This is a genomic window from Flavobacteriales bacterium (genome assembly GCA_016713875.1).
Lineage (GTDB): Bacteria > Bacteroidota > Bacteroidia > Flavobacteriales_F > PHOS-HE28 > PHOS-HE28.
Genome location: JADJOI010000002.1, coordinates 215,004 through 241,272 on the forward strand (window position 1 = coordinate 215,004; position 26,269 = coordinate 241,272).

Genomic DNA, 26,269 nt, shown 5'->3' on the forward strand with positions numbered 1-26,269 from the left:
GCATCCGCATCCGCATGTGGAGCTTGCGGCCATGAAACGCGCAGCGGACCTCCCGTCCCCACGCGCCGATGTGGAAGTGATACCTTGGTTGGAGCGCGGTCAGGGCACCATGGGCACCCATCCACTACCGGCCATGAAGGCGGTGATCGTCGAGGACGAACGCCCCCTCGCCGACCTGTTGCAGAACCTGCTGGCCTTGCGCCATCCGCAAGTTCGCGTGCTCGGCATCGCGACCACGGTGGCCGATGCGTTGGAGCTGGTGACGCGGCACCGGCCCGACCTGCTTTTCCTGGACATCGGGCTGCGCGATGGGGTGCAGGGCTTCTCCGTGCTGGAACAGCTCGGGCCCTCCGCACCGCGGGTCATCGTCACCACCGCCAACGCGGAGCATGCGCTGAGCGCCTTCCGCTTCGACGCCGTGGACTACCTGCTGAAGCCGATCGACGTGCAGGCCCTCGATCGTGCGTTGCAACGGGTGGCCCTGCGCGCCCAGGCCGTGCAGGAGGGGCATGTGCCCCAGGCGGCCCCCCGCGCGTGGTGGGAGGTGCCCACCGCCACGGGCTTCACCCGGGTGCGGCTGTCGGAGATCATCTCGGCCAATGCCGAGGGCAGCTACACCGAGCTGCACCTGCAGCACGAGGCCCGGCCCATGACCGTCTCCCGCCCCCTAGGCGATGTGGAGAAGGAGCTCGGGCCCGGCTTCCTGCGCACCCACCGCAGCCACCTGGTGAACCCGGCGCACGTGCGCGGCTACACCCGCCACGACGGCGACCGCTTGCAGATGAGCAACGGCACGTCGGTGCCCATCGCCAGGGACAGGGTGCAGGAGGTGCTTGCCGCACTGAAACACGAGCGCGGGGCGTGAATCCTAGGAACATGAACGCGTGTGGACGGATGCAATGGACCAGCGCAGTGTTCCTGCTCCTCGGCCTCCTGCCGGTGAGCAGCATCCACGGCCAGGGCATCGCCATCAACGACACCGGCGCGCCGCCCAACCCCCATGCGTTGCTGGACGTGGATGGCAGCACCCATGACCGGGGGGTGTTGCTGCCTCGGATGACCACGGCGGAGCGCACGGCCATCGCCGGCTTGGGGGCAGCGGACGAGGGACTCACGGTCTACGACACCACCACGAAGGGATATTGGTATTGGGACGGCGCGCAGTGGGTGCAGATCGGGGGTGGCGGTGCGGGGTGGGGGTTGACGGGGAATGCGGGGACGATAATGGGAACGAATTTTCTCGGAACGACCGATGCGACTCCGCTCGAGATCAGGACGGATGGTCAGCCCAGGGTACGGATCACCACACAAGGACAGATCGAGACGCTGAACACAGGTGAGAGCGTGTTCATCGGTGAGGGTGCGGGCTTGAATGATGACCTATCAGGAAACGGCAATGTTCTTATCGGCTACCACGCCGGAATCCAGAACACCACGGGTAGTGCCAACACAGTGGTTGGAGCATCGGCTATGTCCACAAGTACGACCAGCTGGTATAATACTGCGATCGGTCATTCGTCACTTGCGCAGAACACCTCCGGCAGTTCAAATACCGCTGTTGGCATGTCCTCCTTATACAGCAACACAACAGGATATAACAATACAGCGGTCGGAAGCGGTGCCCTATATATGAACAACACAGGCACCCAGAATACCGCCGTTGGCGGCTCTTCACTAACACATAACGATGGGGGTTTCAATAACACCGCGGCCGGAGCACAGGCTCTACGCTATAACGTCACCGGCATCTCGAACACGGCTCATGGTGTCCTGGCACTTCAGAATAATGTCGCTGGTTCAAATGCTACTGCCATAGGTGCATTGGCGATGCGGTTCGCGAACGACCAAACTACGAGTTACGTGAACTCGAATGTGGCCGTTGGTTACGAAGCGCTACGTGGTTCGCCTACACCGTCGTCGAATACCGGGCTTTGGAACACTGCCATCGGCTATCAGTCTCTTGTGGATTGTACTTCTGGGTACTACAACACAGGGGTGGGCTCCCGTTCCCTCAGGTCTGTGCAGTCCGGATTCGAAAACAGTGCGTTAGGCGCATTCAGCCTGCAGATGAACACCACAGGATACTTCAATACCGCGCTCGGGTCAGGTTCCTTGTTTTCCAACACCATCGGTTACTACAACGTAGCCGTGGGTGCATCTTCCCTGACTTCGTTGGTCAACGGTTGGAACAACGTGGCCATCGGTGCGGTGGCCCTCTCATTGGCGGATGGCTCCCAAGGGAATGTAGCCATCGGCGCCGACGCCTTGCGAGATATGGTGCAGGGCGACGGCAACATCGCCATCGGTGCGTTCGCCATGGAAGAACATCAGACCGGAGGCAACAACATCGCCATCGGCGGAGGCGCCTTGGGTGACAACTACACCGGCACCGGCAACGTGGCGATCGGCACCGGTGCCGGATACGGCCAGCAGGTGTCCGACAAGCTGTTCATCCAGATGGGTCCCGGCACGGCACCGCTCATCTACGGCGACTTCGACACCGACTTCGTGCGCATCAACGACAACCTGGGTGTGGGCTGCAGCGCCTTCGGCGGTGGCACCAAGGTGTTGGCGATCGAGGCAGGCATCGCGCCCAATGCGCCGATACCGAACGGTGGATTAATCTTCGCAGCACTGAACGGTGGCACATACGAGCTACGTGCTATGGATGGCGCCGGGAACGTCACCTCGTTCTCCCCGCATAATTTCAGTCTTGCCCCAAGGTCCGAGCCCATGGCCTGGTCCTACTGGTCGGAGAACCGCAGCGTGGGCCGGCGCATCAACGTGGACATGTTGCGCGTGGTGCGGCTGGTGGAGCGCCTCAGCGGAGAGCGGCTCGTGTACGAACAGAACACGGACGGAACCCCGATATCCGCGAATGAACCCGGCGAGGGGGAGCTGGAGCGCTTGCGCACCGAGCTCCGGAAAGCGCTGGACGAGATCGCCCGGCTGCAGGAGCGGGTGGGGGTGTTGGAAACACGATGAACCTGAACCGATGGAACAGCTTGACCACATCCGCACAGCGAGCAAGCGGAACACTCGAATGAGCGCGAGTTCTTGGGCCATTGGCGCCGTCTTACTGCTGACGCTGGGTGCCTGCCAGAAGAATGAACAGCTGGACCAGTACGGCTGCACGGACATGGAGTACGACAACTACGATCCGGACGCGAACTCGCCCGATGGGAGCTGCTGCCGGTTCGTGGATGCCGGCTCGCGCATCTGGCGTGGTACGGTGTCCGACTCCGCATCCGCCATTGTGGTTCCGTATATGGTGACCCGGATCGCCGGGTGGTTGGAGGGGCCGTGCATGAACATGGATCGAAGGGCGTTCAGCTCGGTTTCCGATGACATCTGCGGGGAGGGTGTCTGCCATGTTCAGGTCGGGTACGATGGCCCAACGCTCAACCGGCTGGTGGAAGCGTTCGGGATTGAGAATGACAGCGGATGTTGCCTTCAGGCGGTAGCTCTGGTGCCTCCGGTCTTCGCTCTCATGGTCACCTTCCATGTCGAATACTATGCGGATGGCGTGCTCGTATATGAGGACGCCTATGGACGATATGTAGGCCAGGATGGTCGATTCGGCGGCTACATCGCGGCAGACCAGATTGACGCCCCTTATCCAGAACGCGGGGTGGATAGTGTCTCCGTGCGGATCACGCAATTGGTAACCAATCCGTGATGAGTACCATGCGGAATGTGATCGTGAGCACACTCGCAGCGACCACCATGGGTTGGGGTGCGCAAGCTGTGACCGCCCAGTATTTCGGGTACTTCGTTGAGGGAGGTTATCGCGAAGTGCAGTTGGATCGTTCGAAGTACGATGCGGAGTTGCTGTATGGTCAGCTTTGGCAGACGCCCATCGGCTTGACGGGTGGTCTGGCACGCACAGGGCTCCTCCTGGACGTGGCACTTCGTAAGAGCAGACGTGTGTCCTTCGTGTGGAGCGGAGCGCTGACCTATGCGCAATTATCCGGGGACTTCCAGTTCGGTTCCGCCGCACCCCCTTTCGAGGATCTGCTCTACTCTTCCAACGGGACATGGTATAGCACCCAAGGCAGCAGGCAGCTCGATGTGTTCCACCTCGAAGGCTCGGTCGGGTTGAAGCTCCGGGTCACCCGCGGGCTGGTGGTCCGGATCGGAGGAACGCTCGGATATCCTGTATACGCCATCCAACGCACACGATGGACGCTTGGGTTGACCGCCGAGAACGGCGAGAACTATGAGTATCGCATGGATGAGACCGTTTCAGGTAGCGATGTGTTCCAGTCCGGTAGTCGTGATCTGTTCTACGGGAGCTATAACCCGATGCTAGAAGGGCATGCCGAGCTCGGATACGAATTCAAAGGTGGCCTTGGCCTGTTCATTCGCGGATCGCGCAGCACAGAGCAAAGTCGACGGATAAGTACCTATTGGGTCTCATCTGACTGGAGGTCTTATACCATAGGGTTCGGCCTTTGCTTCCGGTTGGTACGCAGAGCACCGGCATCGAACTGGGGAGGGGCAATACCGCTGAGCTCCACCGAGATCCGACAGCGTCGATATGAGGAGCGCACGCGTTCTGCGGACGAGATCAGCCCAGGTAGGAACGAGGTCGAACCACATGAGCATGACTCGATCGCAACCACCGATGAACTGACCGCGATCCCGGTGGCGGATGCACCGCCTCAGGGCCAAACGAACCCGGTTGCGCCAAAAGGGTCGCCCCCACCTCCCACACCGACTAACCCTTCCCAGGAAAAGGTGATGCCGCCGGTGGTGCCGACCCCAAAGTCCGAGGCGCCTGCGATGACGGATGCGCAGTACGCAGGATGTGCGGTGGTCCTGGAGCTGACAGATGGCACGGTCACCCAAGTGCGAACGGAAGAGGTCGGTTTGACACCACAAACCAGATCGAACGCCCTCCATGTGCAGTGGGCAGGGCGTGCCGATGGGAAGCGCTGGCTTTGGATACGGTTGCTTCCGGCGTCAGAAGCGCCCCCCCAGCCTATGCGCGCTACCTTGGCCTGGGGCGATGGGCGGCGGATGGTGATCGCCTCCGACCTACGGCCTGTGGAGGCGGAGGTGCGCCCGGATGGCAACACGTGGTATGGCATGCACCTGACCGACCAGGAATGGCGGACCGTACGCGAACAGATGCCGAACGAGTTGACGCTGGTGACCAAGTCCGGTCCTTTGCAGGTGGTATGGATGGAGGAAGAACGCAGGGCGCTTGCGGAACAGCGTTCCTGTTTGGATCAATGGTTCCTCGCGAACGCATCCACCACAATGCCATCAGGTATTCGCGGCACCATGCAGACAGGGAGCTTGCCACCAATGCCGCCGGATCAACCTGTAGTGGTACCGCAACAAGGGGACCTGACGCGCGGAGGCGCACAGAACAATGGGGCTGGTGCGCCGCTTGGCCAACACGATCACCCAGGTTCATCGTCGCATAATGCTGGATCAACGACACCCTCCGCGGACGAAGTGACGCTGGCCTACAAGGTGATCACGGAACGCCCGGCGGACTTCGGAGCAGTGCACGTGTACACCGTGCTGCATGTATTCAGCTCATCCAACGCACTGGACACCTTCAGGGTGGTGACCCGCAACAGCCCCATGGGAGGGTTGAAACATGAACTCTGGATCAGCACCCTCACAGGGGCCACGTATCGGGAGGAGCTATACCCGGTCCCTTTGGAAGGTGCTTTGGATGCCGGCAAGAATGCCGGTGAGGAGATGGAGATGCTGCGGGTGCGCATGTCACTGGCACCTGGTGCATTCCAGCCCAACCCGATCTCCGTGGACGATTGGCGCCTTTCCGGATCCCGGGCGAGCCGCGACCTGCTTTATGACCTGTCCATCGCCGAGTTCGAGACCGTGTTCTTCGAGAAACCTGCGATCGGGTTTCACTTTCAGAGCGATCCGGAGACGCGGAGGGAGCTGGTGTACTCCACCACCCTGCGGCGCATCGTGAACGTCGCTCCCCAATGACCATTCCGTATGTGGTCCTGGACGACACGCCTCACCGACCGGATCATCGCCCTGATCGATGGCGGCGACTTCTTTCGCCGTCCCTGGCGCACGGGCTATGCGGTGATCGCCGTGCTCCTGGCCATCGCTGGCATCGTGTGGGCCGTGGCGCTGGTCTCGGTCGGTCTGTACGGGCTGGTGCGGCTGTACTTCGAACAGCACTACGTGATCGCGGTGCAAGGTGTGCGCGCGGCGATCCTCCTGGCGGCGGCCATCCTGTTCATCGCCTTGGTCCTTGCCCGGTTGTGGTGGATGCGCAAGGAAGACATCGAGCGGGATACGCAAGGCCACAAGGTCTATATGGTGGGTCCGGTGGTGGCACACCTCGTCCGGATCATGGGCGAGTCGTCCGGCCTGCTCGTCGGCTTCTTCGGGCTCATGGCCTATCCCGTGCTCATGCCGGCACGGGACCTGCTCGATGCAGTGCCCCTGCTCCATGTCCTGAGCGGTCTGTTTTCCTTCGACTGGACCTGGCCGGTGATCACCGCACCGATCGGCGGATTCCTCATCATCCTGTTCAGCCGCTGGCTGGGCGATTCCATGGAGGTGCTGTTCGCCATCGCCAACAACACGAAGCATGTGGCCATCGGTGCAGGGCAGCGACCCTTGGAGGCAGCAGGTGCGGAGCCCCGATTGTTCACGTGGGAGGGCGCCTTGCTTGGCCTGCTGTTCTACCTGGTGCTCGCCCTGCCATTGCACGGCCACCTCGTCACATTACCAGCCCTGGGTCTTCTGGCCTACGGCCTGGTCAAGGGCTTGCGCACGGCCTCCCTGGTCTGGGTCGGTGTCTCGGCCATCCTTCTGCTCAGGGGCCTCATGGCCCTCATCGCATTGGTGGATGAGCGGTCCGTGGCCCTGGTCTATCTGGAGCGTGAAGCCGTCCTGCTCATCTTCCTGTTCATCCTTGTCTGCGCTGGGCTGGTCCTCACGGTCAACGAACGCACCGGACGTGTGGCCACCCCGCTGACGACCGCGCAGGTCTGGGTGTTCGGGACCGCTTTGGCCATCCTCTATGCGCTGCACCCCCTGGCGGGCATGATGATCGAAGCGGGCAGGCGACATGAGCTCACCAGCGTCGAACATCAACAGGTCCGATCGCTGTTCAACACGTACGAGGGCCGCAGATTCGGATTCAGGGATCATCGCGGGGTGGATACCGTCGACACGTTCACCGTGCCTGCACCGCAGTACACGGCGGACCCCTATGGAGCGATCCACGTCACGCACGAACTGTACCTGGCGAACCGGAAGCTCAGGGCGGAGTTCATGTTGCACCATCGGACCATTGCACTGCCCGACAGCCTGGTGTACAGGACCGGGGGCGATCGGATCTCGATCAGCTACCACACGGACAGCATTCATTTCGATGGCCGCAGAGCTTCTTGGGGTCGGCAAGCCACTGCGGTGGCCCTGGATGCCTACGCACGTTCCATCGAGTCCACCCGCCAGTCCCGTGCTGAGGCACTCCGGGCATTGCGCGACAGCCTGGAGGCCCAACTGGATACGTTGGTCGGCCAGTTCACCAGCTATGACTGCAGCACCGGGCGTTGTTTCGCATGGTTCAATGTGGAAGGTCCCTCCGGAATGATGAAGCGGTCCTTCCACTGCCCATCCGAACTGATCGATGGATATCCCATCAAGGCACTGCCCAAGGACGGCGAAGGATGGCGTTTGGTGGTCAGAAAGACCATCTCAAAGGAGGAAGGCGACCCGACCACAGGGCGCATCGCGTTCATGGACGAACTGGTCGGGATCCAGCCGGTGGTGCGTTCAGCTCCAGTTTCACCTGAAGATCCCGTGCGAACGATCGCGCCGATCGAGAGCCGACCGATCACACAGGCCACTGTCAAAGTGGAGCCCGGGTACAGGGTCTACACGGAGCAAGAAGTGGATGTCGCACCGGAGTTCCCCGGAGGCCGTTCAGGATTGAAGGCCTATTTGGCCAGCCGAGCATACCCACAAACGGAAAGGAACGCGGGACATGTCGCGAAGGTCAGGGTCCGTTTCGTGGTGGGAAGCGATGGACACCCAACGAACATCAAGGTTCTGGCCTCAGGCTATCCAGGATTTGATGCGGAGGCTTTGCGATTGGTAAAGGCTATGCCGAAGTGGTCGCCGGGTACGGTCAAAGGCTCACCGGTCGCAGTTGCAACGATGGTAACGGTGGACTTCAGCCTGAACGAATGATATGCTCGGACCTACCGGTTCAGCCAAGGACCAAGGACCAAGAGCCAAAAGCCATAACCCCCAACACCCACCGCCCCGCCCGCGGCCTCCGGCCTGCCGCACCACCAGCCGGCCTGAAGCCTGATACCCCGCCCTCAACCTCCAGCAGACCGCCTACTTCGGCGCCGTGCGGTACAACCACACGCCCACTGCGCCGAAGATCAGGTTGGGCAGCCACACGGCGATCAGCGGGTCGAGCCCGGCGTTGGTGGCGGCCACGGTGGTGATCTTGCTGCTGAAGATGTAGAGCAGCACGAGCAGCACGCCGAGGGCGAGGTGCACGCCGGTGCCGCCGCGCACCTTGCGGCTGCTGATGCTGACGCCGATGAGGGTGAACACGTAGGTGGCGAAGGGGGCGGAGCTGCGCTGGTGCTTCTCGATGAGGTAGAAGGCGGTGGTGTCGCTGCCGCGCATGCGCTCTTCGGCCACGAAGCGGTCCAGCTCGGCGGTGGTCATGCTCATGGCGTTCTCGTTGCGCTGGCCGAGGTCCTTGGGCACCAGGGGGATCAGGGTGTCCAGCACGCTGCCCTGGCGCAGGCGGCCGCCGGTGCTGTCGATGTCCTGCAGGGTCCAGTCCTCCACGCGCCAGCGGCCGGTGAGGCTGTCGTACACGGCGCGTTCGCTCATCAGCTTGCGGGTGAGGCGGCCGTCCGTCCACTGCTCCAGGCTGAAGCGGTAGCCGGTGCGCTTCTGGGCGTTGAAGCTCTCCACGTAGGCGATGGTGCCGGGGGTGATCTCGCGGTGGATGTTCTTGCCCTTCACCTGGAAGGCCACGCGGATGTGTTCCTCCTCGAAGGCCAGGCGCTCCTTGTTGGCCGCCGGCAGCACGAGGTGGTTGGCGGCCAGGGCCAGCAGCATCAGGAAGGTGGCCGACAGGAAGTAGGGCCACATGAGGCGGGGGAAGCTGATGCCGCTGCTGAGGGCGGCGATGACCTCGCTGCGGTGGGCCAGGCGGCTGGTGAACAGGATCACCGCCAGGAAGATGAGCAGGCCGCTGAAGAAGTTGGCGTAGTAGATCACGAAGTTCACGTAGTACTCCCGCACGATCTCGCCCACGCCGGCGCTCATCTTGGCGAAGTCCTCCGTCTTCTCGCTGATGTCGAACACCACGGCGATGGCCATGATGAGCACCAGGATGAAGAAGAAGGTGCCCAGGAACTGGCGGATGATGTAGCGGTCGAAGATGCGGAGCATGGGGTCCTTCGGTCGGTCAGCGCGTCGGCCGGGGGCGGGCGTTCTCCATCACAGGCGCTGCTTGAGGGCGGGCAGCAGGGCGTTCTTCCAGGGGGTGAAGCTACCGTCCAGGATGCGCTGCCGCGCCTCGCGCATCAACGTGATGTAGAAGCCCAGGTTGTGCAGGCTGGCGATCTGCTGCCCGAGGATCTCGTTGCTGGCGAAGAGGTGGCGCACGAAGGCGCGGCTGTAGGCCGTGTCCACCCAGCTGTGCCCGTCGGGGTCCAGCGCGTCATGGTGGTCGGCCCATTGCCGGTTCTTGATCTGCAGCACCCCCTGGCGGGTGAAGAGCATGCCGTTGCGTCCGTTGCGGGTGGGCATCACGCAGTCGAACAGGTCCACCCCGCGGGCCATGTTCTTCAGCAGGTTCCACGGGGTGCCCACGCCCATGAGGTAGCGCGGCCGGTCGGCCGGCAGGATGCCGCAGCACAGTTCGGCCATGGCGTACATCTCCTCCTCGGGCTCGCCCACGCTGAGGCCGCCGATGGCGTTGCCGGGGGCGCCCTGTTCGGCCACGTGTTCGGCGCTCTGCTTGCGCAGCTCGGGGAAGGTGCTGCCCTGCACGATGGGGAAGAGCACCTGTTCGTACCCGTACTTCGGTTCCGTGCCGGTGAAGCGGGCGATGCAGCGGGCCAGCCAGCGGTGCGTGCGGTGCATGCTGTCGGTGGCGTACTTCAGGTCGCAGGGCCAGGGGGTGCACTCGTCGAAGGCCATGCAGATGTCGGCGCCGATGCTGCGCTGGATGTCCATCACGCCCTCGGGGGTGAACAGGTGTCGGCTGCCGTCGATGTGGCTCTGGAACTTCACCCCCTCCTCGGTGATCTTGCGGATGTCGCTGAGGCTGTGCACCTGGAAGCCGCCGCTGTCGGTGAGGATGGGGCGGTCCCAGCCGTTGAACCGGTGCAGGCCGCCGGCATGCTCGATCACCTCCGTGCCGGGCCGCAGGTACAGGTGGTAGGTGTTGCTGAGCATGATCGGCGCGTCCAGGTCCTGGCGCAGCTCGCGGGGGTGGACGGCCTTGACGGCGCCGAGGGTGCCCACCGGCATGAAGACGGGGGTGGGGATGGCGCCGTGGTCGGTGTGGAGCACCCCGGCGCGGGCGTGGCCGGCCGGATCGGTGCGGAGGAGCTCGAACTGCACGGCGCAAAGATGGGGCGGTCGGGGCGGGCCGGGGTTGCCCCCGAAGGCCTGTTCATAACCGGGGTGCGAAGGGCAGGAGGGGTGCGGCGGGGCCCGGTAGTTTCGCTGCCATCCTCTCCATGGTCCAGACGCTCGTGTTCACGATGGGCGGCGCGCTCGCCGTGCTGTTGTGCTACCACGCGTTCATCTTCGGCCGGCTCGCCTTCCGCCGCCAGGCGGTGGTGCCCGACCGCGAGCTGCCGGTGAGCGTGGTGATCTGCGCCCGCAACGAGGCGCCGGCGCTGGAGAAGCTCGTGCCCGAGCTGATGGAGCAGGACCACCGCGAGTTCGAGGTGGTGGTGGTGAACGACCGCAGCCAGGACCTCACCGGCGAGGTGCTCGAGTGGATGAAGCCGCGCTTCCCCCGGCTGCGCGTGGTGAACATCCAGGCCGATGAGAAGTTCAGCTACGGCAAGAAGATCGCCGTGGGGGTGGGCGTGCGTGCCGCCAAGCACCCGCACATCCTGCTCACCGACGCGGATTGCCGTCCGGTGGGCCCCGACTGGATCAGCTGCATGGCCAGCGGCTTCAGCGAGCGGCGCCACATCGTCATCGGCCACAGCCCGTACGAGGTGCGGCCGGGCCTCACCAACCTGCTGGAGCGCTACGACGGCATCACCAAGGCCGTGCAGTTCATCGCCTTCGCGAAGGCGGGCCTGCCGTACATGGGCGTGGGCCGCAACCTGGGCTACACGCACGAGGTCTTCTTCAACGCCAAGGGGCCGCGGCGCCACCACCACCTGATGAGCGGCGACGACGACCTGTTCATCAACGAGGTGGCCCGGGCGCGCAACACCACGGCCGTGGCCGACCCGCGCACCTTCATGGTGACGCGCGCCACCGAGGGCCTCGTCGCGTGGATCCGCCGCAAGCGCCGCCACTACACCACGGCGCGCTACTACCGCTTCGGCCACCAGGTGCTGCTCACCCTGCTGCCGCTGGCGCGCATCGTGTTCTGGGCGGCCTGCGCGGCCCTCTTCGTCCTGGGCGCCGCGCCCCAGGCGGCCCTCGGCCTGGCCGTCAAGGTCGGCGCTTTCCTGCCCGTCACCCTGCTGGCCATGCACCGGCTCGGCGCGGGCCCCCTGCTGCTCACCTTCGCCCTCCCCCTGGAATGGCTGTTCTTAGTTTTGGAACCGCTGATCTACGTCAGCACCCTGGTCATCAAGCCCCGCCGATGGAAGTGAACGAGAACCTCTCCGAAAAGGCGCGCCACGACTACCTGCTCGTGCGCCGCGCCGTGGACAAGGGCGACCAGAAGGCCTACGCCGAACTGATGAGCCGCTACCGCGACTCCATCTACTTCATGTTGTTGAAGATGATCAACAACAAGGACGACGCGGAGGACCTCACGATCGAGGCGTTCGGCAAGGCGTTCAACCGCCTCAAGCAGTACACGCCCAACTACGCCTTCAGCACCTGGCTGTTCAAGATCGCGTCGAACAACTGCATCGACTGGATCCGCAAGCAGAAGAAGAAGACCCTGTCCATCGACAACCCCATCGGCACCGACGACGGGGATGAGATGACGATCGAGATCCGCAGCCACGGCCCCGACCCGGCCGACGTGGTGATCCGCGACCAGAAGAGCGCCGTGATGCGCGAGGTGGTGGACAAGCTCAAGCCCCGCTACCGCACCCTCATCGAACTGCGCTACTACAAGGAGTACAGCTACGAGGAGATCGCCGATGAGCTCGACCTGCCGCTCGGCACCGTCAAGGCCCAGCTCTTCCGCGCCCGCGAGTTCCTCATGAACATGCTGAACAACAGCAAGGAGGCCATCTAAGTGCCATGTGCACGACCTGTCCCGCCCCAGCGGGATGCGCGCACATGATCGACCTGCTCACCACGTACTTCCCCGAGCTCACCGCCCGGCAGCGCGAGCGCTTCGAGCGCATGGGGCCGCTCTATGCCGAGTGGAACGCGCGGGTGAACCTGATCTCCCGGAAGGACTTCGAGCACCTGGTCGAGCGGCACATCCTGCATTCGCTCGGCATCGCCAAGGTCGTGGCCTTCAGGAAGGGCACGCGCATCGTGGACGTGGGCACGGGCGGTGGCTTTCCGCTGATCCCATTGGCGGTGCTCTTCCCGGACAGCGTCTTCCACGGCATCGACGGCATCGGCAAGAAGATCACCGCCGTGAAGGGCATCATCGAGGGCCTGGGGCTCACCAACTGCACGGCCGAACAGGTGCGCAGCACCGAGCACCGGCAGCGCTACGACGTCATCGTCAGCCGCGCGGTCACCACCCTGCCCGAGTTCATCGGTGACACGAGGCACCTGGTGGCCCGGGGCGCGGGACGCATCTACTACCTCAAGGGCGGGGACCTGGCCGATGAGCTCCTGCCCATCACGCAGCGCTACCGCGTGCACGCGCTGAGCGAGCACTTCGCCGAGGGGTTCTTCGCCACGAAGAAGGTGGTGGAGATCGAAATGTGAAGGCTTGAACAGGCCCACGAGAAGGCGGGGCCCTTTCCTATTTCCTCTTTCAGCTTTCCATCTGCAGCCGGCTGAGGCTGTGGTATAGCCCGTCGGCATCGGCGATCAGCTCGCCGTGGGTGCCGCTCTCGGCGATGACGCCCTTGTCGAGCACCAGGATGCGGTCGGCATCGCGGATGGTGCTGAGGCGGTGGGCGATGACCAGGCTGGTGCGGCCACGCATGAGCTGCTCCAGCGCTTCCTGCACCAGCCGTTCGCTCTCGCTGTCGAGCGCGCTGGTGGCCTCGTCGAGGATGAGGATGGCGGGGTCCTTCAGCACGGCGCGGGCGATGGCGATGCGCTGTCGCTGGCCGCCGCTGAGCTGGATGCCGCGTTCGCCCACCACGGTGGCGTAGCCCTCGGGGAAGGCGGCGATGAAGTCGTGCGCGTTGGCGCGGCGGGCCGCGGCCTCCACTTCGGCGTCCGTGGCGTCGGGCCGTCCGTAGGCGATGTTCTCGCGGATGCTGCCGCCGAAGAGCAGCACCTCCTGCGGCACGATGGCCATCCGGTCGCGCAGGGCCGTGAGCGGGTAATCGCGCGCGTCGCGGTCGTCGATGCGCACCGTGCCCTGCACGGGGTCGAAGAAGCGCAGCACCAACGCGGCCACGGTGCTCTTGCCGGCACCGCTGGGGCCCACCAGGGCGATGCGCTGGCCGGGCTCGGCGGCGAACGACACGTTGCGCAACACGGGCACGTCGGCGCGGGTGGCGTAGTGGAAGCTCACGTCCTCGAAGGCGATGCGGCCGCGCAGCTCGATGCGCTCCTTGCGGGCCTCCAGGCTCACCGGCTCGCCGGGCTCGTCGTGCAGGTCCATCAGCCGCTCGGTGGCGCCGATGGCCTTCAGCACCGTGTTCACATGCTCGGGGATGCCGCCGATGCTGGCGCCCACGAACACGCTGTACATGATGAAGGTGACGAGCTCGCCGTTGGTGAGCAGGCCCTCGCGCTGCAGGTTCACGCCGCGCCACACCACCAGGATGATGGCGCCGAACATGCACAGGATGATGAAGGAGACGAGCGCCCCGCGCCAGCGGGCGCCGCGCATGGCCAGGGCGCGGGCGCTGAGCACGCTGCGGCCGTAGCGCATGCTCTCCCACGCCTCGTTGGCGAAGGCCTTCACGCTCTGGATGCCCTGCAGCGTCTCGTCCACGATCACGTTGGTGTCGGCGATGCGGTCCTGCACCTGTCGGCTGAGGCGGCCGATGAAGCGGCCGAAGAGGACGGCCACCAGCACGACGACGGGCACCGAGGCGAGCATGGTGAGGGTGAGCTCGGGCGACAGGCGGGCCAGGAGCACGATGCCCGCGGCGATGATGATCAGCTGGCGCAGCAGCTCGGCCAGCGTGGTGGTGAAGGTGTCCTGCAGCAGGGCCACATCGGCGCTGAGGCGGCTGTTGAGCTCGCCCACACGGCGCTTGGCGAAGAAGGCCATGGGCAGGCGCAGCAGGTGGGCGTAGGTGTCCCTCCGCAGGTCGGCCAGCATGTGCTCGGTGACGTGCGCGAAGAGGTAGATGCGGAAGAAGCCGAGCACCGCCTGCACGGCGAAGACCAGCAGCAGCAGCAGGAAGATGCTGTCGGTGTTGGTGAGGTCGAACAGGGGCGCACTGAAGGAGGTCTCGCCCTTGCTGGAGTCGATGAGCTTGCCCATCAACCCCGGGAACACCAGGCTGAGGCCGCTGGTGCCGATGAGGAAGAGCAGGCCGGCCGCGAAGGTCCAGCGGTGGGGCCGCAGGTAGCGGAACAGGCGCAGGGCCTTGCGCAGCGTGGCGCGGTCCAGCTTGGCCGGCTTCGCGTCGTTGTAGCGGGAGCGGTCGCGGCGGGAGGCCATGGTCACTGTCGCCGGCGGGCCCTCACCCGTGCAGCGCCACCATCTTGTCGGCGATGTGGTCGAACAGGTTGCGCAGCGGGGTCTCCACCATCATCTTGATGAAGGGGTTGAGGTCCGCCTCGAACACCTGCCAGGCGCGCGTGCCGCCGTCGGCGGCCTGCAGGTGCACGTCCAGCGTGAAGGGGAAGGGGCTGCGGTCGGTGGCCTTCATGCGCACCAGCCCCGGGGCCTCGCCACCGGCGAGCTCGAGCCCGATGGTGGCCGCGCCCTGCACCTTGAAGGAGCACGACCGGCCGTCGCTCTTCCAGTCGCTGATGCGGTCCTTGGGCAGCAGCTGCTGGAAGTTGTTCATGTCCTGGAGGAAGGTGTACAGCTCGTCCGGCGTGCGGCCGATCGTCACCTGTTTGCTCTCGATGCGTGTCATGCCCATGAGGTTCGTTCCGTCCGCACGTTCCGCCGCGCCGGCTCAGGCCTGCACGGCGGCGTTCCAGTTCGCGGGGTCCTTGCGCCACGCGTTCAGCGGGGCCAGGTCCTTCTCGGTGATGTAGCCCTCGCGCAGGGCCTGGTCCAGCAGGATGTTGTAGTTGGTGAGCGCGTGCATCTTCACGCGGGCCTCCTCGAAGGCCGCGCGGGCCACGTCGAAGCCGTAGGTGAAGATGCTCACCATGCCCTTCACCTCCAGGCCCGCGTCGCGCAGGGCGTGCACGGCCTGCAGGCTGCTGCCTCCGGTGCTCACCAGGTCCTCCACCACCACCACGTTGCGGCCTACGGAGAGGTCGCCCTCCACCTGGTTGCGCAGGCCGTGCTCTTTGGCGCTGGTGCGCACGTAGATGAAGGGCAGGCCCATGTCGTGCGCCACCAGCATGCCGTGCGCGATGCCGCCGGTGGCCACGCCGGCGATCAGGTCCGGCCGCCCGAACTCGCTTTGGATGAGGTGCACGAACTGCTGCCGGATGAAGGTGCGCACCGGCGGGTAGGACAGGGTCTTGCGGTTGTCGCAGTAGATCGGGCTCTTCCAGCCGCTGGCCCAGGAGAACGGTTTTGCCGGGCTCAATTTCACGGCCTTGATCTGCAGCAGCAATTCGGCAACTTTGAGGGCCGGATCAAGGCGATCGTTCATGGTGCGAAACTACGAAGTCTCCATCGACGGGTTGGCCGTGGTGCTCACGCAGCACGCGCCCGAAGCGGCTCCCCAAGCAGGCGGGCTGGTGGTGCAGGCCGCGGCGGAGGGGGTGGATGAGCTGGTGGAGCGCGCCCGCCGCATCCCCGGCGTCGAGCGGCTCACGCTGGTGGTGCCCGATGCCGCGGCCGCCTGGGACGGCTTCCGCAGCACCTGCGTGCCGGTGGACGCGGCCGGCGGTGCGGTCACCGATGAGCGCGGACGTCTCCTCGTCATCCATCGCCTCGGCCGCTGGGACCTGCCCAAGGGCAAGGTGGACGCGGGCGAGGCGCTGCCCGAGGCGGCCGTGCGCGAGGTGAAGGAGGAGTGCGGGCTGCGCGAGGTGAGCATCGTACGCCCGCTGTGCGACACCTGGCACACCTACGAACGGGGAGGCGAACGTCACCTCAAGCGCACCTCGTGGTTCCTCATGCGCGCCTCCAGCGCGGAACGGCTCGTGCCGCAGCACGAGGAGGACATCCATGAGGTGGCCTGGATGGACGCCGACGGGGTGCAGCGCGTGAAGGCCGGCACCTACGCCACGGTGCGCGCGGTGATCAGTGCCTGGGAGGAGGCGGTGCCTCGCTCCCGAACTTGATGCGGTCGCGTTCCTCCTGCTGCACGCGCAAGCCGTGGAGCACGGCCGCCAGGCCATGGCTGGGCGCCGGAGCGGGGCTCTGGGCCAGCGTGCGGTCGTTCAGCAGCAGGAACACCGGTGCGGTAGGGGCGCGCAGCTGTTCCCGGGTCCGGCCTGCGTCCCGCGCCATCAACCAGGTCCAGCCCGTTCCCCCGATGCTGCGCGACAGGCGGATGGCGGCGCCCGCATCGCTGTCGAGCACCAGCACCACGTAGCGCACCACATCGCCGAAGCTCTCTTGCAACTGGGCCAGCGCGCGCAGCTCCTGGTCGCAATAGGTGCAGTTCACCGTGGTGAGCGCCAGGCAGGCGGGCCCGCTGAACACGCTGTCCAGCGGGATGGGGGTGCCTTGCAGGTCCGTCAGCTCCAGCTCGGGCAGCGCGGTGCCGGGCCGCATGGCGGTGAGGTCCCACAGCATGTTGGTCGCGAGGGTGCGGTGGCCCGGATACCCGCTGCGTGCGGCCACATCGGCCAGGATGCGCTCGATGCCGCCGCGGTCCAGCACCTTGCCGGGGTGGGCCTGGTGGAGCTGGTCGATCAGCAGCAGTTCGGCCAGCGCGCGGTCCTGCCGCAGGGGCGGATGCTCCATCACGAGCGCGATCAGGCTGTCGGTGGCGCCCTGCTTCACCCCGTTCAGCAGGCGCTGCTCGTCCGTGCGGAAGGGATGGGTCATCAGGTGGTCCTCGTAGAGGCTTCGGAACAGGCGCACGAACTCCGGCTTGTCGAGGTCCGGTGCGTGGCCGGTCAGGCAGCGTGCATGCAGGGCTTCAGGGTCCTGCTGGGGTCCGACGTGAAGGCCGCACAGCCCCAGCTCCACGTTGCGCTGGAACCAGGGGTCGTCCACGTCGGCGTAGAAGCGCTTCAGCTTGAAGGAGAAGCTGTCCAGCCGGGCCTGCGACCAGCTGGGCGTGTAGAACAGGGTGGCCGGCCGCTTCACGCTGTCCGCCTTCACGGTGCGCTCGCCGTCGCGGCGCAGCACGTCCACGGCCTGCATGCCGGCGGCCTGGTCCGTGGCCAGGTCCTCGGCCACGAAACCGTCGAGCCGCTCGTAGAGGTCGGTCATCAGCGCGTTGATGTCCAGCGGCGGCAGGTCGATGAACTCCAGCACGATGGGCAGATGGCCCTTCACGGGCCGGGCCCCGGGGGCGGGAGGAAGGGGCCGCACATGATAGGTGGCGCCCTCGCGCAGGAAGAGCTCCGCCCGATGCCCGCCCACGATCAGCACGGCCTTCACGGTGCCCTGCACCTCGGCCGCCACCGTGCACCGGCCATCGGCGCCGATCACCGTGTCGTCCACACGCACCGCGCGCAGGGTGAAGAGGTCGTCCACGCGGTGCAGCACCACCTGCTGGCCAGCGCGCTCGGGCGAAGCGATGTGCACGGTGGCGATGGCCTGCGCGGTGTGCGCCAGCAGGGCGGTCAGCAGCAGCGGCAGCAGGGTCCTCATAGGGATAAGCCCGGAGGGAGGAAGGGGCCCACATCGGCGTGGTTGGCGAACAGCTCGCGCACGATGGTGCTGCTGATGTGCGCGTGCTCCGGAAGGGCGGGCAGGAAGAGGGTCTCCACACCGCGCAGCGCATGGTTCATCAGGGCGATGCTGCGCTCGTTGCCGTGGTCGGTGCTGTTGCGCAGGCCGCGCACGATGAACGAGGCACCGAGCCGTTCACAGAGGTCCGCCGTGAGGCCCTCGAAGCGGATGACGTTCACCTGGGGCATGCCCTGGAACGCCTGTCGCAACCAGGCCTCGCGCCGCTCCAGCTCGAACATGCCACGCTTGGTGGTGTTCACGCCCAAGGCCACGTGGATGGTGCTGAACAGTGGCAGGGCGCGTTGCACGATGCTCCAGTGGCCGATGGTGACCGGGTCGAACGAACCTGGGAAGACGGCGATCGGGCGGCTCATGGCGGGGTGGGGCTGAAGAAACTGAAATGTACGGAACCGTAGGTGCGTCGCTTGCGGAACCAGGGGTCGCTGTCGAGGTCGATGCCACGTGGATGTTCCAGGATGAAGAGCCCGTCGGGTGCGAGCAGACCCCCGTCGCGCACCAGCGCCGGCAGCGTCTCCGTGCCGGGCAGGTGGAAGGGCGGATCGGCGAACACCACGTCGAACGGCCCCGTGGCGTGCCGCAGGTACTGGAACACATCGGCGCGCACCTGGGACCATCCGGGCTCGTTGAGCTCGCGGGCCAGGCGCTGCAGGTGGGCGAAGAGGCGTGCGTCCTGCTCCACACTGATCACCTGCACGGCCCCGCGCGACAGGAACTCCGCGGAGATGCCGCCCGCGCCAGCGAAGAGGTCCAGCACGCGGATGCCTTCCAGGGCGATGGAGTGCTGCAGGATGTTGAAGAGGCCTTCGCGCGCGAAGTCCGTGGTGGGGCGGGCCTCGATGCCCTTGGGCGGATCGATGCGCCGGTTGCGGTGCCGTCCTCCTACGATGCGCATGCGGCCTGTTCGACGAGCGCCCACCAGGCTTCCGGTGACGGTGCGTCCAGGCCGACGAGCATCGCATCGGTGCCGGAGAGCGCCGGGGCGGCGGTGGGCAGGTAGCGGCGCAGGAGATCGGTGTCCGGGGCGGCCCATCCGGGACCGCACCAGTGTACCGCCGCATCCGCCGGGGCGAGGTGCAGGGCGTCCATCAGGTGCAGCAGGTAGAAGAGCGCGTCGGTGCCGGTGGCGCAGTGGTAGGCGTTGCTGAGCTTCAGGCCGCCGGCATCGGCCAGGGCCACGTCCATGCGTTTGCCCACGCGGTGCGCCACCAGCGCGGGTCCCTGGCGGCCCAGGGTGAGCACCGCACGCACCAGCAGGCTGCGCAGGGCGATGGCGCGGGCCGCGGGGAAGCGCTCGAGCACCTGGTGCTCCATGCCCTCGTCGTGCAGGTACACACAGCGGGCGCCGAGGTCCTCCACGGGTTCATCGCGCAACAGCCCGGTGGGCAGGGGGCCGTGCACCAGGCTCAGGTGGCCGGCCTCCGTGCCGGGCCGCAGGGTGCTTTCGGGCACCAGCGTGCTCAGCTCGGGCATCGCACAGAAGCTCACGCTGGCCGGATGGCGGGGCAGGTGCTCCTCCGCGGGCCAGGTGGCGCCCCGGCCCTGGGCCAGCACCAGGCAGCGGCCGTCCGCGCGATCGTGCACGCTCCAGGCCAGTCCGTCCGGATGCACCACGATGCCCAGGTGCAGCCCGGTGGCCTCGCGGTCGTAGCGCGGCAGGTGGTGCGCGTCGGTGTCCGTGCTCCTCGCCATGATGCGTTCTTCCGAAGAACGGCGTCAAAGGTGGATAATTTCACCCGCCGCCATGGCCCCGTGGCGCCGCCCCGCCGCCACCATGCCCCCGCCCGAGCCCGGAATGACCGAAGCACTGCGCGCGGCCCTCGGCCATGCGCCCACTGCCGGGCAGGACCGTGCGATCGCGGCGCTCGACCGGCTGATGGCCACCGCCAAGGAGCGGGCCACCCTGGTGCTGAAGGGCTATGCGGGCACGGGCAAGACCACCCTGGTGGGGGCCCTGGTGCGGGTGTTGCGCGCGCAGGGCCGTCCGGTGGTGCTGCTCGCCCCCACGGGCCGCGCGGCCAAAGTGCTCGGGGCCTATGCGAACGCAGCGGCAGGCACCATCCACCGCCGCATCTACCGGATGGACCCGGGCGGTGAAGGCTTCGCCGGCATGTGGGTGGTGGCCAACCGCGATGCGCACGCGCTCTTCATCGTGGACGAGGCCAGCATGATCGGTGGGGGCGAAGGGGGCTTCGGCGACCGCGACCTGTTGGGCGACCTGTTCACGCACGTGTTCTCCGCCCCGGGCACGAAGCTGCTGCTCATCGGCGATCCGGCGCAGCTGCCGCCCGTGGGCAGCCCGCACAGCCCCGCGCTGGATCCCGCGCACCTGCACGACCGCTTCGGGCTCACCGCCGGTGCCGTGGAGCTCACCGACGTGGTGCGGCAGGCCGGGGCATCGGGCATCCTGATCAACGCCACGGCCCTGCGGGACGAAGTGGTGGCCCAGGCGCCCGCGCCGCGCTTCATCCTCGGTCATCCGGACGTGGTGCGCATCACCGGCATGGAGCTGCAGGACGAGCTCGAGGCCTGCTACGCCCGCTACGGTGGCGAGGACGTGTGCCTCATCACGCGCAGCAACAAGCGGGCGTACCAGTACAGCCAGCAGGTGCGGGCGCGCATCCTCGGCTTCGAGGAGGAGCTGTCGCCGGGCGACCGGCTGATGGTGGTGAAGAACGACTACTTCTGGGCGGGCCGCAACGGCAAGGCGGAGTTGATCGCCAATGGCGAGCCCATGGAGGTGCTCCGCCGCCGCGATGAGGAGGAACGCCACGGCCACCGCTTCTGCTGGATCGAGGCCGCGTGGTGGAGCGGCGAGGAGCGGCGCGTGGGCGACTTCCTGGTGATGCTCGATGTGCTGGCGCTCGATGCGCCATCCCTGCCCATGGCGCGCCGCCGGATGTTGAACGAGAACGTCCTCGCCGCGCACGCGGTCACCGGCAAAGGCGCGCGCCTGAGCATCCTGCGGCAGGACCCGTACGCCAACGCCCTGCAGGTGAAGTACGCCTACGCCGTCACCGCGCACAAGGCCCAGGGCGGCCAGTGGCCCGCGGTGTTCGTGGACCAGGGCTACATCACCGAGGAGATGATCGACACCGAGTACGTGCGCTGGCTGTACACGGCGATCACCCGGGCGAGCGACAGGCTCTACCTGCTCAACTTCCACCCGCGCTTCTTCGGGGAGGAGGACTAGCCGATGGCCCTGCACGCATCGTGCAACGCCGGCCCGGCGTGCGGCCGCGGGGTGGCCAGGGCGATCAGATGCGTGGCCCCGACGCCGAAGCTGCTCACGTGGTAGGCCGGAGCGGCCTCGCGCACGAAGACCTCATGGCGGATGGTGAGCACCTGCTCGCCGTCCAGCACGCGCAGGGCGTGCAGGTCGTCCATGATGCCCACGCCGCTGGCCTTCAGCACGGCCTCCTTGCGGGTCCACAGGGTCAGGAAGCGTCGCTTGCCTTCCGCACCGCCGGCCTCGATGTGCGCCACCTCGTCGGGGGTGAAGTAATGGCCGGCCACCAGCTCGTGGTCGGTGCGGCGCTCCACGGTCTCGATGTCGACGCCCAGCTCATCGGTGCCGCCGATGGCCACCACCAGCGCATCCTTGGTATCGCTGAGGTTGAAGGGTGGCCCGCTGTGGGGCAGGAAGGGTTTTCCATGCGGACCGCGCGCCATCCGCACCGCCTCCGGGGCCAGGCCCAGGGCGCCACCGAGCAGCATGCGCAACAGGCCGTGGCCGGCGATGAAGCGCTCGCGGTCCGGAGCGAAGCGGAAGCGGTCCGCACGCTGCCGTTCCTCGTCATCGAGCACGGCTTCCAGGCCGGGCAGATGCGGCTTGAGGTCGGAGACGGAGGCGTACCACAACCGCACGGCCGCGGAGGTCATGAGCGGCGGCACGGGCTCCAGCGCGCGCAGCGGCGCACAATGGACGATCAGGTCGCGTTCTCGGACGGCCATCCTCACAGCGCGAGGGCCGGGCCCGGGGTGGCCCGCTCCATCGTCAGGCGAAGTTCGTTCGCCAGGGCGCTCACGTGCGGTTCCTTGATCAGGTCGTAGTGGTCGCCCGGCACCATGCGCACCTCCAGGCCACCGAGGGCCAGGCCTTCCCAGCCCATCTCCTTGGGCCCCCATGACCGCTCGGCCTTCATCACGGTGATCCTGCCGGCATAGGGCTTGGGCCTATAGGCCATCGCCGCGCGGTCGTAAGTGTCGATGATGTGGAAGTTCCGGAAGCGTTCGGGCACGGTGCCGCCGTTGCGCAGGTACCGGGCCACCAGGCCGCGCAGCACCATCTTCTTGATCGGGTCCCAGAACTTCAGGTCGCTCGCGATGGCCTCGGCGTGCAGGGCGGGCGAGTAGGCGTCGATCACCGCCAGATAGGGCACTTCGTCGCCCATGGCCGTGAGCTGCTGCGCCATCTCGTAGGCCACGATGCCACCGAACGAATAGCCGCACAGCAGGTACGGGCCTTGCGGCCGGGCCTGCTTCAGTTCGGAGATGAAGAACCGCGCGATCGCCTCCACGGTGGTGTGCCGGATCACCTTGCCGTCCTCGCCCTGATGGAAGAAGGCATAGAAGGGACGGCCGGTGCCGAGGTATTTGGGCAGGAAGTGGCTCGCCTCGTCGCCATGCACGCAGAACAGCGGCGGGGCCCCGCCCTCGGGTTGGATGAGCGAGAGGTTCTTCCAATCGTGCACCGCGCTTTCACCCTGGAGCAGTTCGGTGAACTGCGCGATGGTGGACGCCTCGAAGAGCGACTTCAGCGGCAGCGTCCGGTTGAGCTCCTGCTCCACGAGCCCGAGCAGCTGGATGCCGATGAGCGAGTGGCCGCCGAGGTCGAAGAAGTCATCGTGGATGCCGATGTCCGAGGCGTTGAGGACCCTGCCCCAGATCGCGGCCAACGCACGCTCGATGGTGTTGCGCGGTGCCACGTGCTCGGCCTTCAGCGCGCTGGTCCGTGCGGCGGGCGCCGGCAGGGCACGGCGGTCGATCTTGCCGTTCGCGGTGAGCGGCAGTTCGGCCATCACCACGAACCCCGTGGGCACCATGTAGGTGGGCAGCTTGGTGCGCAGGTGCTCGCGGATGATGGCGAGCAGGTCATCGTGCGTTCCCGTGTGCGCGTCCGAGGGCACCACGTAGCAGGCCAGCTGCTTCTCGCCCGGGCCGTCCTGGCGCGCCACCACCACCTTGTCCTTCACACCGGGCAGGTCGTTCAGCGCGTTCTCGATCTCGCCGAGCTCGATGCGGAAGCCGCGGATCTTCACCTGGCCGTCGGCGCGGCCGATGAAGGCGATGCTGCCGTCGGGCTGCCACCTCACGATGTCGCCGGTGCGGTACAGTTCGGCGCCGCTCTTTCCGCTGAAGGGGTCGTCGATGAACTTCTCCGCGGTGAGGTCGTCGCGCTTCCAGTAGCCGAGCGCCACCCCGTCGCCGCCGGTGTAGAGCTCGCCCTTGCGGCCCACCGGCACGGGGCTGCGCTGCTCATCGAGCACATGCACCGTGGTGTTGTTCAGCGGGAAGCCGATGGGCACGCTGTCGGCGATGCTCGCTTCGCTGTTGATCGGGAAGCAGCAGGTGAAGGTGGTGTTCTCTGTGGGGCCGTAGCCGTTGATGAGCACATTGGGGCCGAGCACCTTCAAGGCCTTCTTCACGTGCGGCACGCTGAGCACATCGCCACCGGTGAGGATGTGCTTCAGGCCGCGGAGGCGGTCGAGCTGCTCATCCACCAGCATGTTGAAGAGGCCCACGGTGAACCACACGCTGGTGACCTTGTGCCTCTGGATCGCATCGCAGATCTCCGGCAGCGTGGGCTTCTGCTGGGCCTGGAGCACGAGCCTGCCGCCGTTCAGCAGCGCGCCCCAGATCTCCAGGGTGCTCGCGTCGAAGCTGATGTTCGAGAGCTGCAGCCAACAGAGGTCGGGACCGAAGGCGACGAAGTTCTGTTCGCGCACCAGGCGCACGATGGCCCGGTGCGGGACGACCACGCCCTTCGGGGTGCCTGTGCTGCCGCTGGTGTACATGATGTACGCGGGCGCATCGGGCGACACTCTGGGCCCGGGCCTGTCGCCGCCGGCCTCCACGTCGTCGAGGAGGATGGTGCGGGCGCCGTGCCGGGGCAGGGCGTTCGCGAGATGGCGTTGCGTCAGCATCACCTTCACGTCGGTGTCGCTGAACATGAAGGCGAGGCGGTCCGCCGGATACGCGGGGTCGAAGGGCACGAAGCAGCCGCCGGCGCGCAGGGTGGCGAGCATGGCCACCACCATGTCGAAGCTGCGGTCCATGCAGAGGCCCACGGGCTCGCCGGGCTTCACGCCCATGGCCATGAGCGCGCTGCTCACGGCGCGCACGCGCTGGTGCAGCTCGCGGTAGCTCAGCTTCTGGTCGAGCAGTTCCACGGCGGTGCGGTCCGCGTGCTTCGTGGCCACCTCGTCGAAGAGGCTGCCGATGTCCACCTTCGGATAGGCGGTGACGCGGCCGTGCCATTCGGGCTTCGGCGGTTGTTGCTCACCGACGAGCGCCGCATCACCGATCAGGTCGACGATGGCGGCCGAGGGTGCCATGCTCACGCGCTTGATGAGGACCACGAACTGGTCCATCCAGGCCCGCACCGTGGCCTCGTCGAAGAGGTCGGTGTTGTAGCTCCATTCGAGCGTCAGGTGGCCTTCGTTGCCCGTGGCGTTCAGGAAGAGCTCGAAGTTCTCGAAGGCGCGCGGGTTGCTGATGAAGCGGTGCGTCAACCCGTCGAAGGCCACGCCGTCGTCCATGTTCATGTCGATGTTGAACACGACGGGGCACAGCGGGATGCGGCCGGGCTCACGCGGCACGTTCAGCCGCCGCAACAGGGTGCCGAAGGTGTATTTCTGGTTGTCGAACGCGTCGAGCACCCCCGTGCGCCGGGCGCGGAGGTGTTCGATGAAGGGCGTCTCCTCGTCGATGCGGCTGCGCAGGGCGAGGAGGTTCACGCAGTGCCCCACCAAGTGCTTCATGCCCAGGTCGCTCTGGCCGGCGGCGGGCAGGCCCACCACGATGTCGCTGTCGCCGGAGAGCTTGTGCAGCAGCACCTCGAAGGTGGTCATCAGGGTGGTGACGAAGCTGGCACCGCTGCGTGTGGCCACCTCCTTCAGGCCTCGGACGAGGTCCTGGGGCAGCAGCAGGTCGAGGCGGTCGCCCGTGTAGGTCTTCCGTTTCGGCCGGGGCCGGTCCGTCGGCAGGTCCAGGCGGGGGATCGAGCCCTTGTACAGGTCCAGCCAATAGCGCTCCACGACCGCGTGCTCGGGGCTCGTGGCGAAGTCGATGGTGGCCAGGCTGTAGTCGCTGAAGGTGCTCGCGCCGGGGAGTTCCGGAGCGCCGCCGCGTTTCGCCGCGTTGTACAGCGCGCTGATCTCGGCCATCATGATGCCCAGGCTCCAGCCGTCGCACACCACGTGGTGGCCGGTGAGGCGGAGCAGGTGCACATCGCTCGCGACCTGGATCACCTGCGCCCGGAAGAGCGGGCCGTGGCGCAGGTCGAAGGCCGAGGTCATGTCCGTGCGCGCGATGACGTCCAGCTGGCGCGAGCGCTCCCCGTCGGGGAGGGCGGTGAGGTCCGTGAACGGCAGCGACAGGTGCAGCTCGTCGGCGAGGAGCATCCGCGTGCCGCTGGCGTTCAGGGTGGACCGCAGTGCTTCGTGCCGGCGCACCAGGGCCTGCATGGCCTGTTCCAAGGTCGGGCGGTCCAAGGCCCCTTTGAGCTCGAGGGATACGCTCTCGTTATAGGCGCAGCTGGCCTCCGTGCCCATCTCCGCGGCGGCGAGCACCTCGCGCTGCGCCTCGGTGGTGGGGATCGCCCGCCCCACGGCCGGCCCCGTGAAGGGGTCGAAATCCACCGGGATGTAGCGCGTCTCTGTGATGAATTTCTCCATGCCGACCTCGTTACGAAGGAGTGCTCGCTGACGTTCGGTCAGGTCTGTTGTCTCCTTGCGTGGGGCGAAGGAACGA

The 26,269-nt window shown here is 66.5% G+C and carries 21 protein-coding genes; 10 read left to right on the plus strand and 11 right to left on the minus strand.

Annotated elements, in window-relative coordinates; all coding sequences use genetic code 11:
- Positions 1–31 precede the first annotated feature (31 nt).
- Genes IPJ87_01090 through IPJ87_01110 form a run of 5 tightly spaced genes read left to right on the plus strand, consistent with a single transcriptional unit; the run spans position 32 to position 8,199 of the window.
- Positions 32–865, plus strand: a complete 834-nt coding sequence (locus tag IPJ87_01090; GenBank protein ID MBK7940471.1) for a response regulator transcription factor — start codon at positions 32–34, stop codon at positions 863–865.
- Positions 866–894: 29 nt separating this feature from the next.
- Positions 895–2,985, plus strand: coding sequence for a hypothetical protein (locus IPJ87_01095; protein ID MBK7940472.1), 2,091 nt, complete (start codon positions 895–897; stop codon positions 2,983–2,985).
- 10 nt (positions 2,986–2,995) lie between these two features.
- Positions 2,996–3,679 carry a hypothetical protein gene (locus tag IPJ87_01100; GenBank protein ID MBK7940473.1) on the plus strand — a complete coding sequence of 228 codons (684 nt, stop codon included), beginning with the start codon at positions 2,996–2,998 and terminating at the stop codon, positions 3,677–3,679.
- Positions 3,680–3,687: 8 nt separating this feature from the next.
- Positions 3,688–5,973, plus strand: coding sequence for a hypothetical protein (locus IPJ87_01105; protein ID MBK7940474.1), 2,286 nt, complete (start codon positions 3,688–3,690; stop codon positions 5,971–5,973).
- A 9-nt stretch (positions 5,974–5,982) separates the two neighbouring features.
- The gene (locus tag IPJ87_01110) at positions 5,983–8,199 is read left to right on the plus strand and encodes an energy transducer TonB (protein ID MBK7940475.1); all 2,217 of its coding nucleotides are present in this window, start codon (positions 5,983–5,985) and stop codon (positions 8,197–8,199) included.
- A gap of 153 nt (positions 8,200–8,352) precedes the next feature.
- On the opposite strand, the gene IPJ87_01115 is transcribed toward IPJ87_01110, so the two are convergent.
- Positions 8,353–9,432 (minus strand): LptF/LptG family permease, encoded by a 1,080-nt coding sequence (locus tag IPJ87_01115; protein ID MBK7940476.1) that lies wholly within the window; start codon positions 9,430–9,432, stop codon positions 8,353–8,355.
- A 48-nt stretch (positions 9,433–9,480) separates the two neighbouring features.
- Positions 9,481–10,611: a tRNA guanosine(34) transglycosylase Tgt gene (gene tgt, locus IPJ87_01120; GenBank protein ID MBK7940477.1), complete on the minus strand. Its 1,131-nt coding sequence runs from the start codon at positions 10,609–10,611 to the stop codon at positions 9,481–9,483.
- A 119-nt stretch (positions 10,612–10,730) separates the two neighbouring features.
- Between tgt and IPJ87_01125 the strand changes: the two genes are divergently transcribed.
- From IPJ87_01125 to rsmG, 3 genes are read left to right on the plus strand one after another with little or no spacing between them, the layout of a single operon-like run.
- The gene (locus IPJ87_01125) at positions 10,731–11,834 is read left to right on the plus strand and encodes a glycosyltransferase (protein ID MBK7940478.1); all 1,104 of its coding nucleotides are present in this window, start codon (positions 10,731–10,733) and stop codon (positions 11,832–11,834) included.
- On the plus strand, positions 11,825–12,433 hold the full coding sequence (locus IPJ87_01130; protein MBK7940479.1) for a sigma-70 family RNA polymerase sigma factor: 609 nt from the start codon (positions 11,825–11,827) through the stop codon (positions 12,431–12,433). Before IPJ87_01125 ends, IPJ87_01130 begins: the two co-directional genes overlap by 10 nt.
- A gap of 47 nt (positions 12,434–12,480) precedes the next feature.
- Positions 12,481–13,086 carry a 16S rRNA (guanine(527)-N(7))-methyltransferase RsmG gene (gene rsmG, locus IPJ87_01135; GenBank protein ID MBK7940480.1) on the plus strand — a complete coding sequence of 202 codons (606 nt, stop codon included), beginning with the start codon at positions 12,481–12,483 and terminating at the stop codon, positions 13,084–13,086.
- Between the two features lie 49 nt (positions 13,087–13,135).
- Here the strand turns inward: rsmG and IPJ87_01140 are convergent, their stop codons facing one another.
- Genes IPJ87_01140 through IPJ87_01150 form a run of 3 tightly spaced genes read right to left on the minus strand, consistent with a single transcriptional unit; the run spans position 13,136 to position 16,073 of the window.
- Positions 13,136–14,953, minus strand: a complete 1,818-nt coding sequence (locus IPJ87_01140) for an ATP-binding cassette domain-containing protein (GenBank protein MBK7940481.1) — start codon at positions 14,951–14,953, stop codon at positions 13,136–13,138.
- A gap of 22 nt (positions 14,954–14,975) precedes the next feature.
- The gene (locus IPJ87_01145; protein MBK7940482.1) at positions 14,976–15,377 is read right to left on the minus strand and encodes a hypothetical protein; all 402 of its coding nucleotides are present in this window, start codon (positions 15,375–15,377) and stop codon (positions 14,976–14,978) included.
- A gap of 42 nt (positions 15,378–15,419) precedes the next feature.
- Positions 15,420–16,073 (minus strand): orotate phosphoribosyltransferase, encoded by a 654-nt coding sequence (locus tag IPJ87_01150; GenBank protein MBK7940483.1) that lies wholly within the window; start codon positions 16,071–16,073, stop codon positions 15,420–15,422.
- On the opposite strand from IPJ87_01150, the gene IPJ87_01155 reads away from it, so the two are divergent.
- Positions 16,072–16,710, plus strand: coding sequence for an NUDIX domain-containing protein (locus IPJ87_01155; GenBank protein MBK7940484.1), 639 nt, complete (start codon positions 16,072–16,074; stop codon positions 16,708–16,710). The genes IPJ87_01150 and IPJ87_01155 overlap by 2 nt on opposite strands.
- Here IPJ87_01155 and IPJ87_01160 read toward each other — a convergent pair.
- Genes IPJ87_01160 through IPJ87_01175 form a run of 4 tightly spaced genes read right to left on the minus strand, consistent with a single transcriptional unit; the run spans position 16,670 to position 19,987 of the window.
- On the minus strand, positions 16,670–18,196 hold the full coding sequence (locus tag IPJ87_01160) for a redoxin domain-containing protein (GenBank protein ID MBK7940485.1): 1,527 nt from the start codon (positions 18,194–18,196) through the stop codon (positions 16,670–16,672). The genes IPJ87_01155 and IPJ87_01160 overlap by 41 nt on opposite strands.
- Entirely contained in the window at positions 18,193–18,651 is a 459-nt protein-coding gene (coaD, locus tag IPJ87_01165) for a pantetheine-phosphate adenylyltransferase (GenBank protein ID MBK7940486.1), read from the minus strand. Before coaD ends, IPJ87_01160 begins: the two co-directional genes overlap by 4 nt.
- On the minus strand, positions 18,648–19,190 hold the full coding sequence (locus IPJ87_01170) for an RsmD family RNA methyltransferase (protein ID MBK7940487.1): 543 nt from the start codon (positions 19,188–19,190) through the stop codon (positions 18,648–18,650). The genes coaD and IPJ87_01170 overlap by 4 nt, the downstream gene beginning before the upstream one ends.
- Complete coding sequence (locus tag IPJ87_01175; GenBank protein MBK7940488.1) at positions 19,178–19,987, minus strand: DUF3822 family protein; 810 nt, start codon at positions 19,985–19,987, stop codon at positions 19,178–19,180. Before IPJ87_01175 ends, IPJ87_01170 begins: the two co-directional genes overlap by 13 nt.
- 52 nt (positions 19,988–20,039) lie before the next feature.
- Here IPJ87_01175 and IPJ87_01180 point away from each other — a divergent pair, with 52 nt between their 5' ends.
- Positions 20,040–21,488, plus strand: coding sequence for an AAA family ATPase (locus tag IPJ87_01180; protein ID MBK7940489.1), 1,449 nt, complete (start codon positions 20,040–20,042; stop codon positions 21,486–21,488).
- Here the strand turns inward: IPJ87_01180 and IPJ87_01185 are convergent.
- Both IPJ87_01185 and IPJ87_01190 read right to left on the minus strand, forming a co-directional pair.
- Positions 21,485–22,249, minus strand: a complete 765-nt coding sequence (locus IPJ87_01185; GenBank protein ID MBK7940490.1) for a 4'-phosphopantetheinyl transferase superfamily protein — start codon at positions 22,247–22,249, stop codon at positions 21,485–21,487. The two genes, IPJ87_01180 and IPJ87_01185, sit on opposite strands and share 4 nt — an antisense overlap.
- A gap of 2 nt (positions 22,250–22,251) precedes the next feature.
- The gene (locus IPJ87_01190; GenBank protein ID MBK7940491.1) at positions 22,252–26,193 is read right to left on the minus strand and encodes an amino acid adenylation domain-containing protein; all 3,942 of its coding nucleotides are present in this window, start codon (positions 26,191–26,193) and stop codon (positions 22,252–22,254) included.
- Positions 26,194–26,269 lie beyond the last annotated feature (76 nt).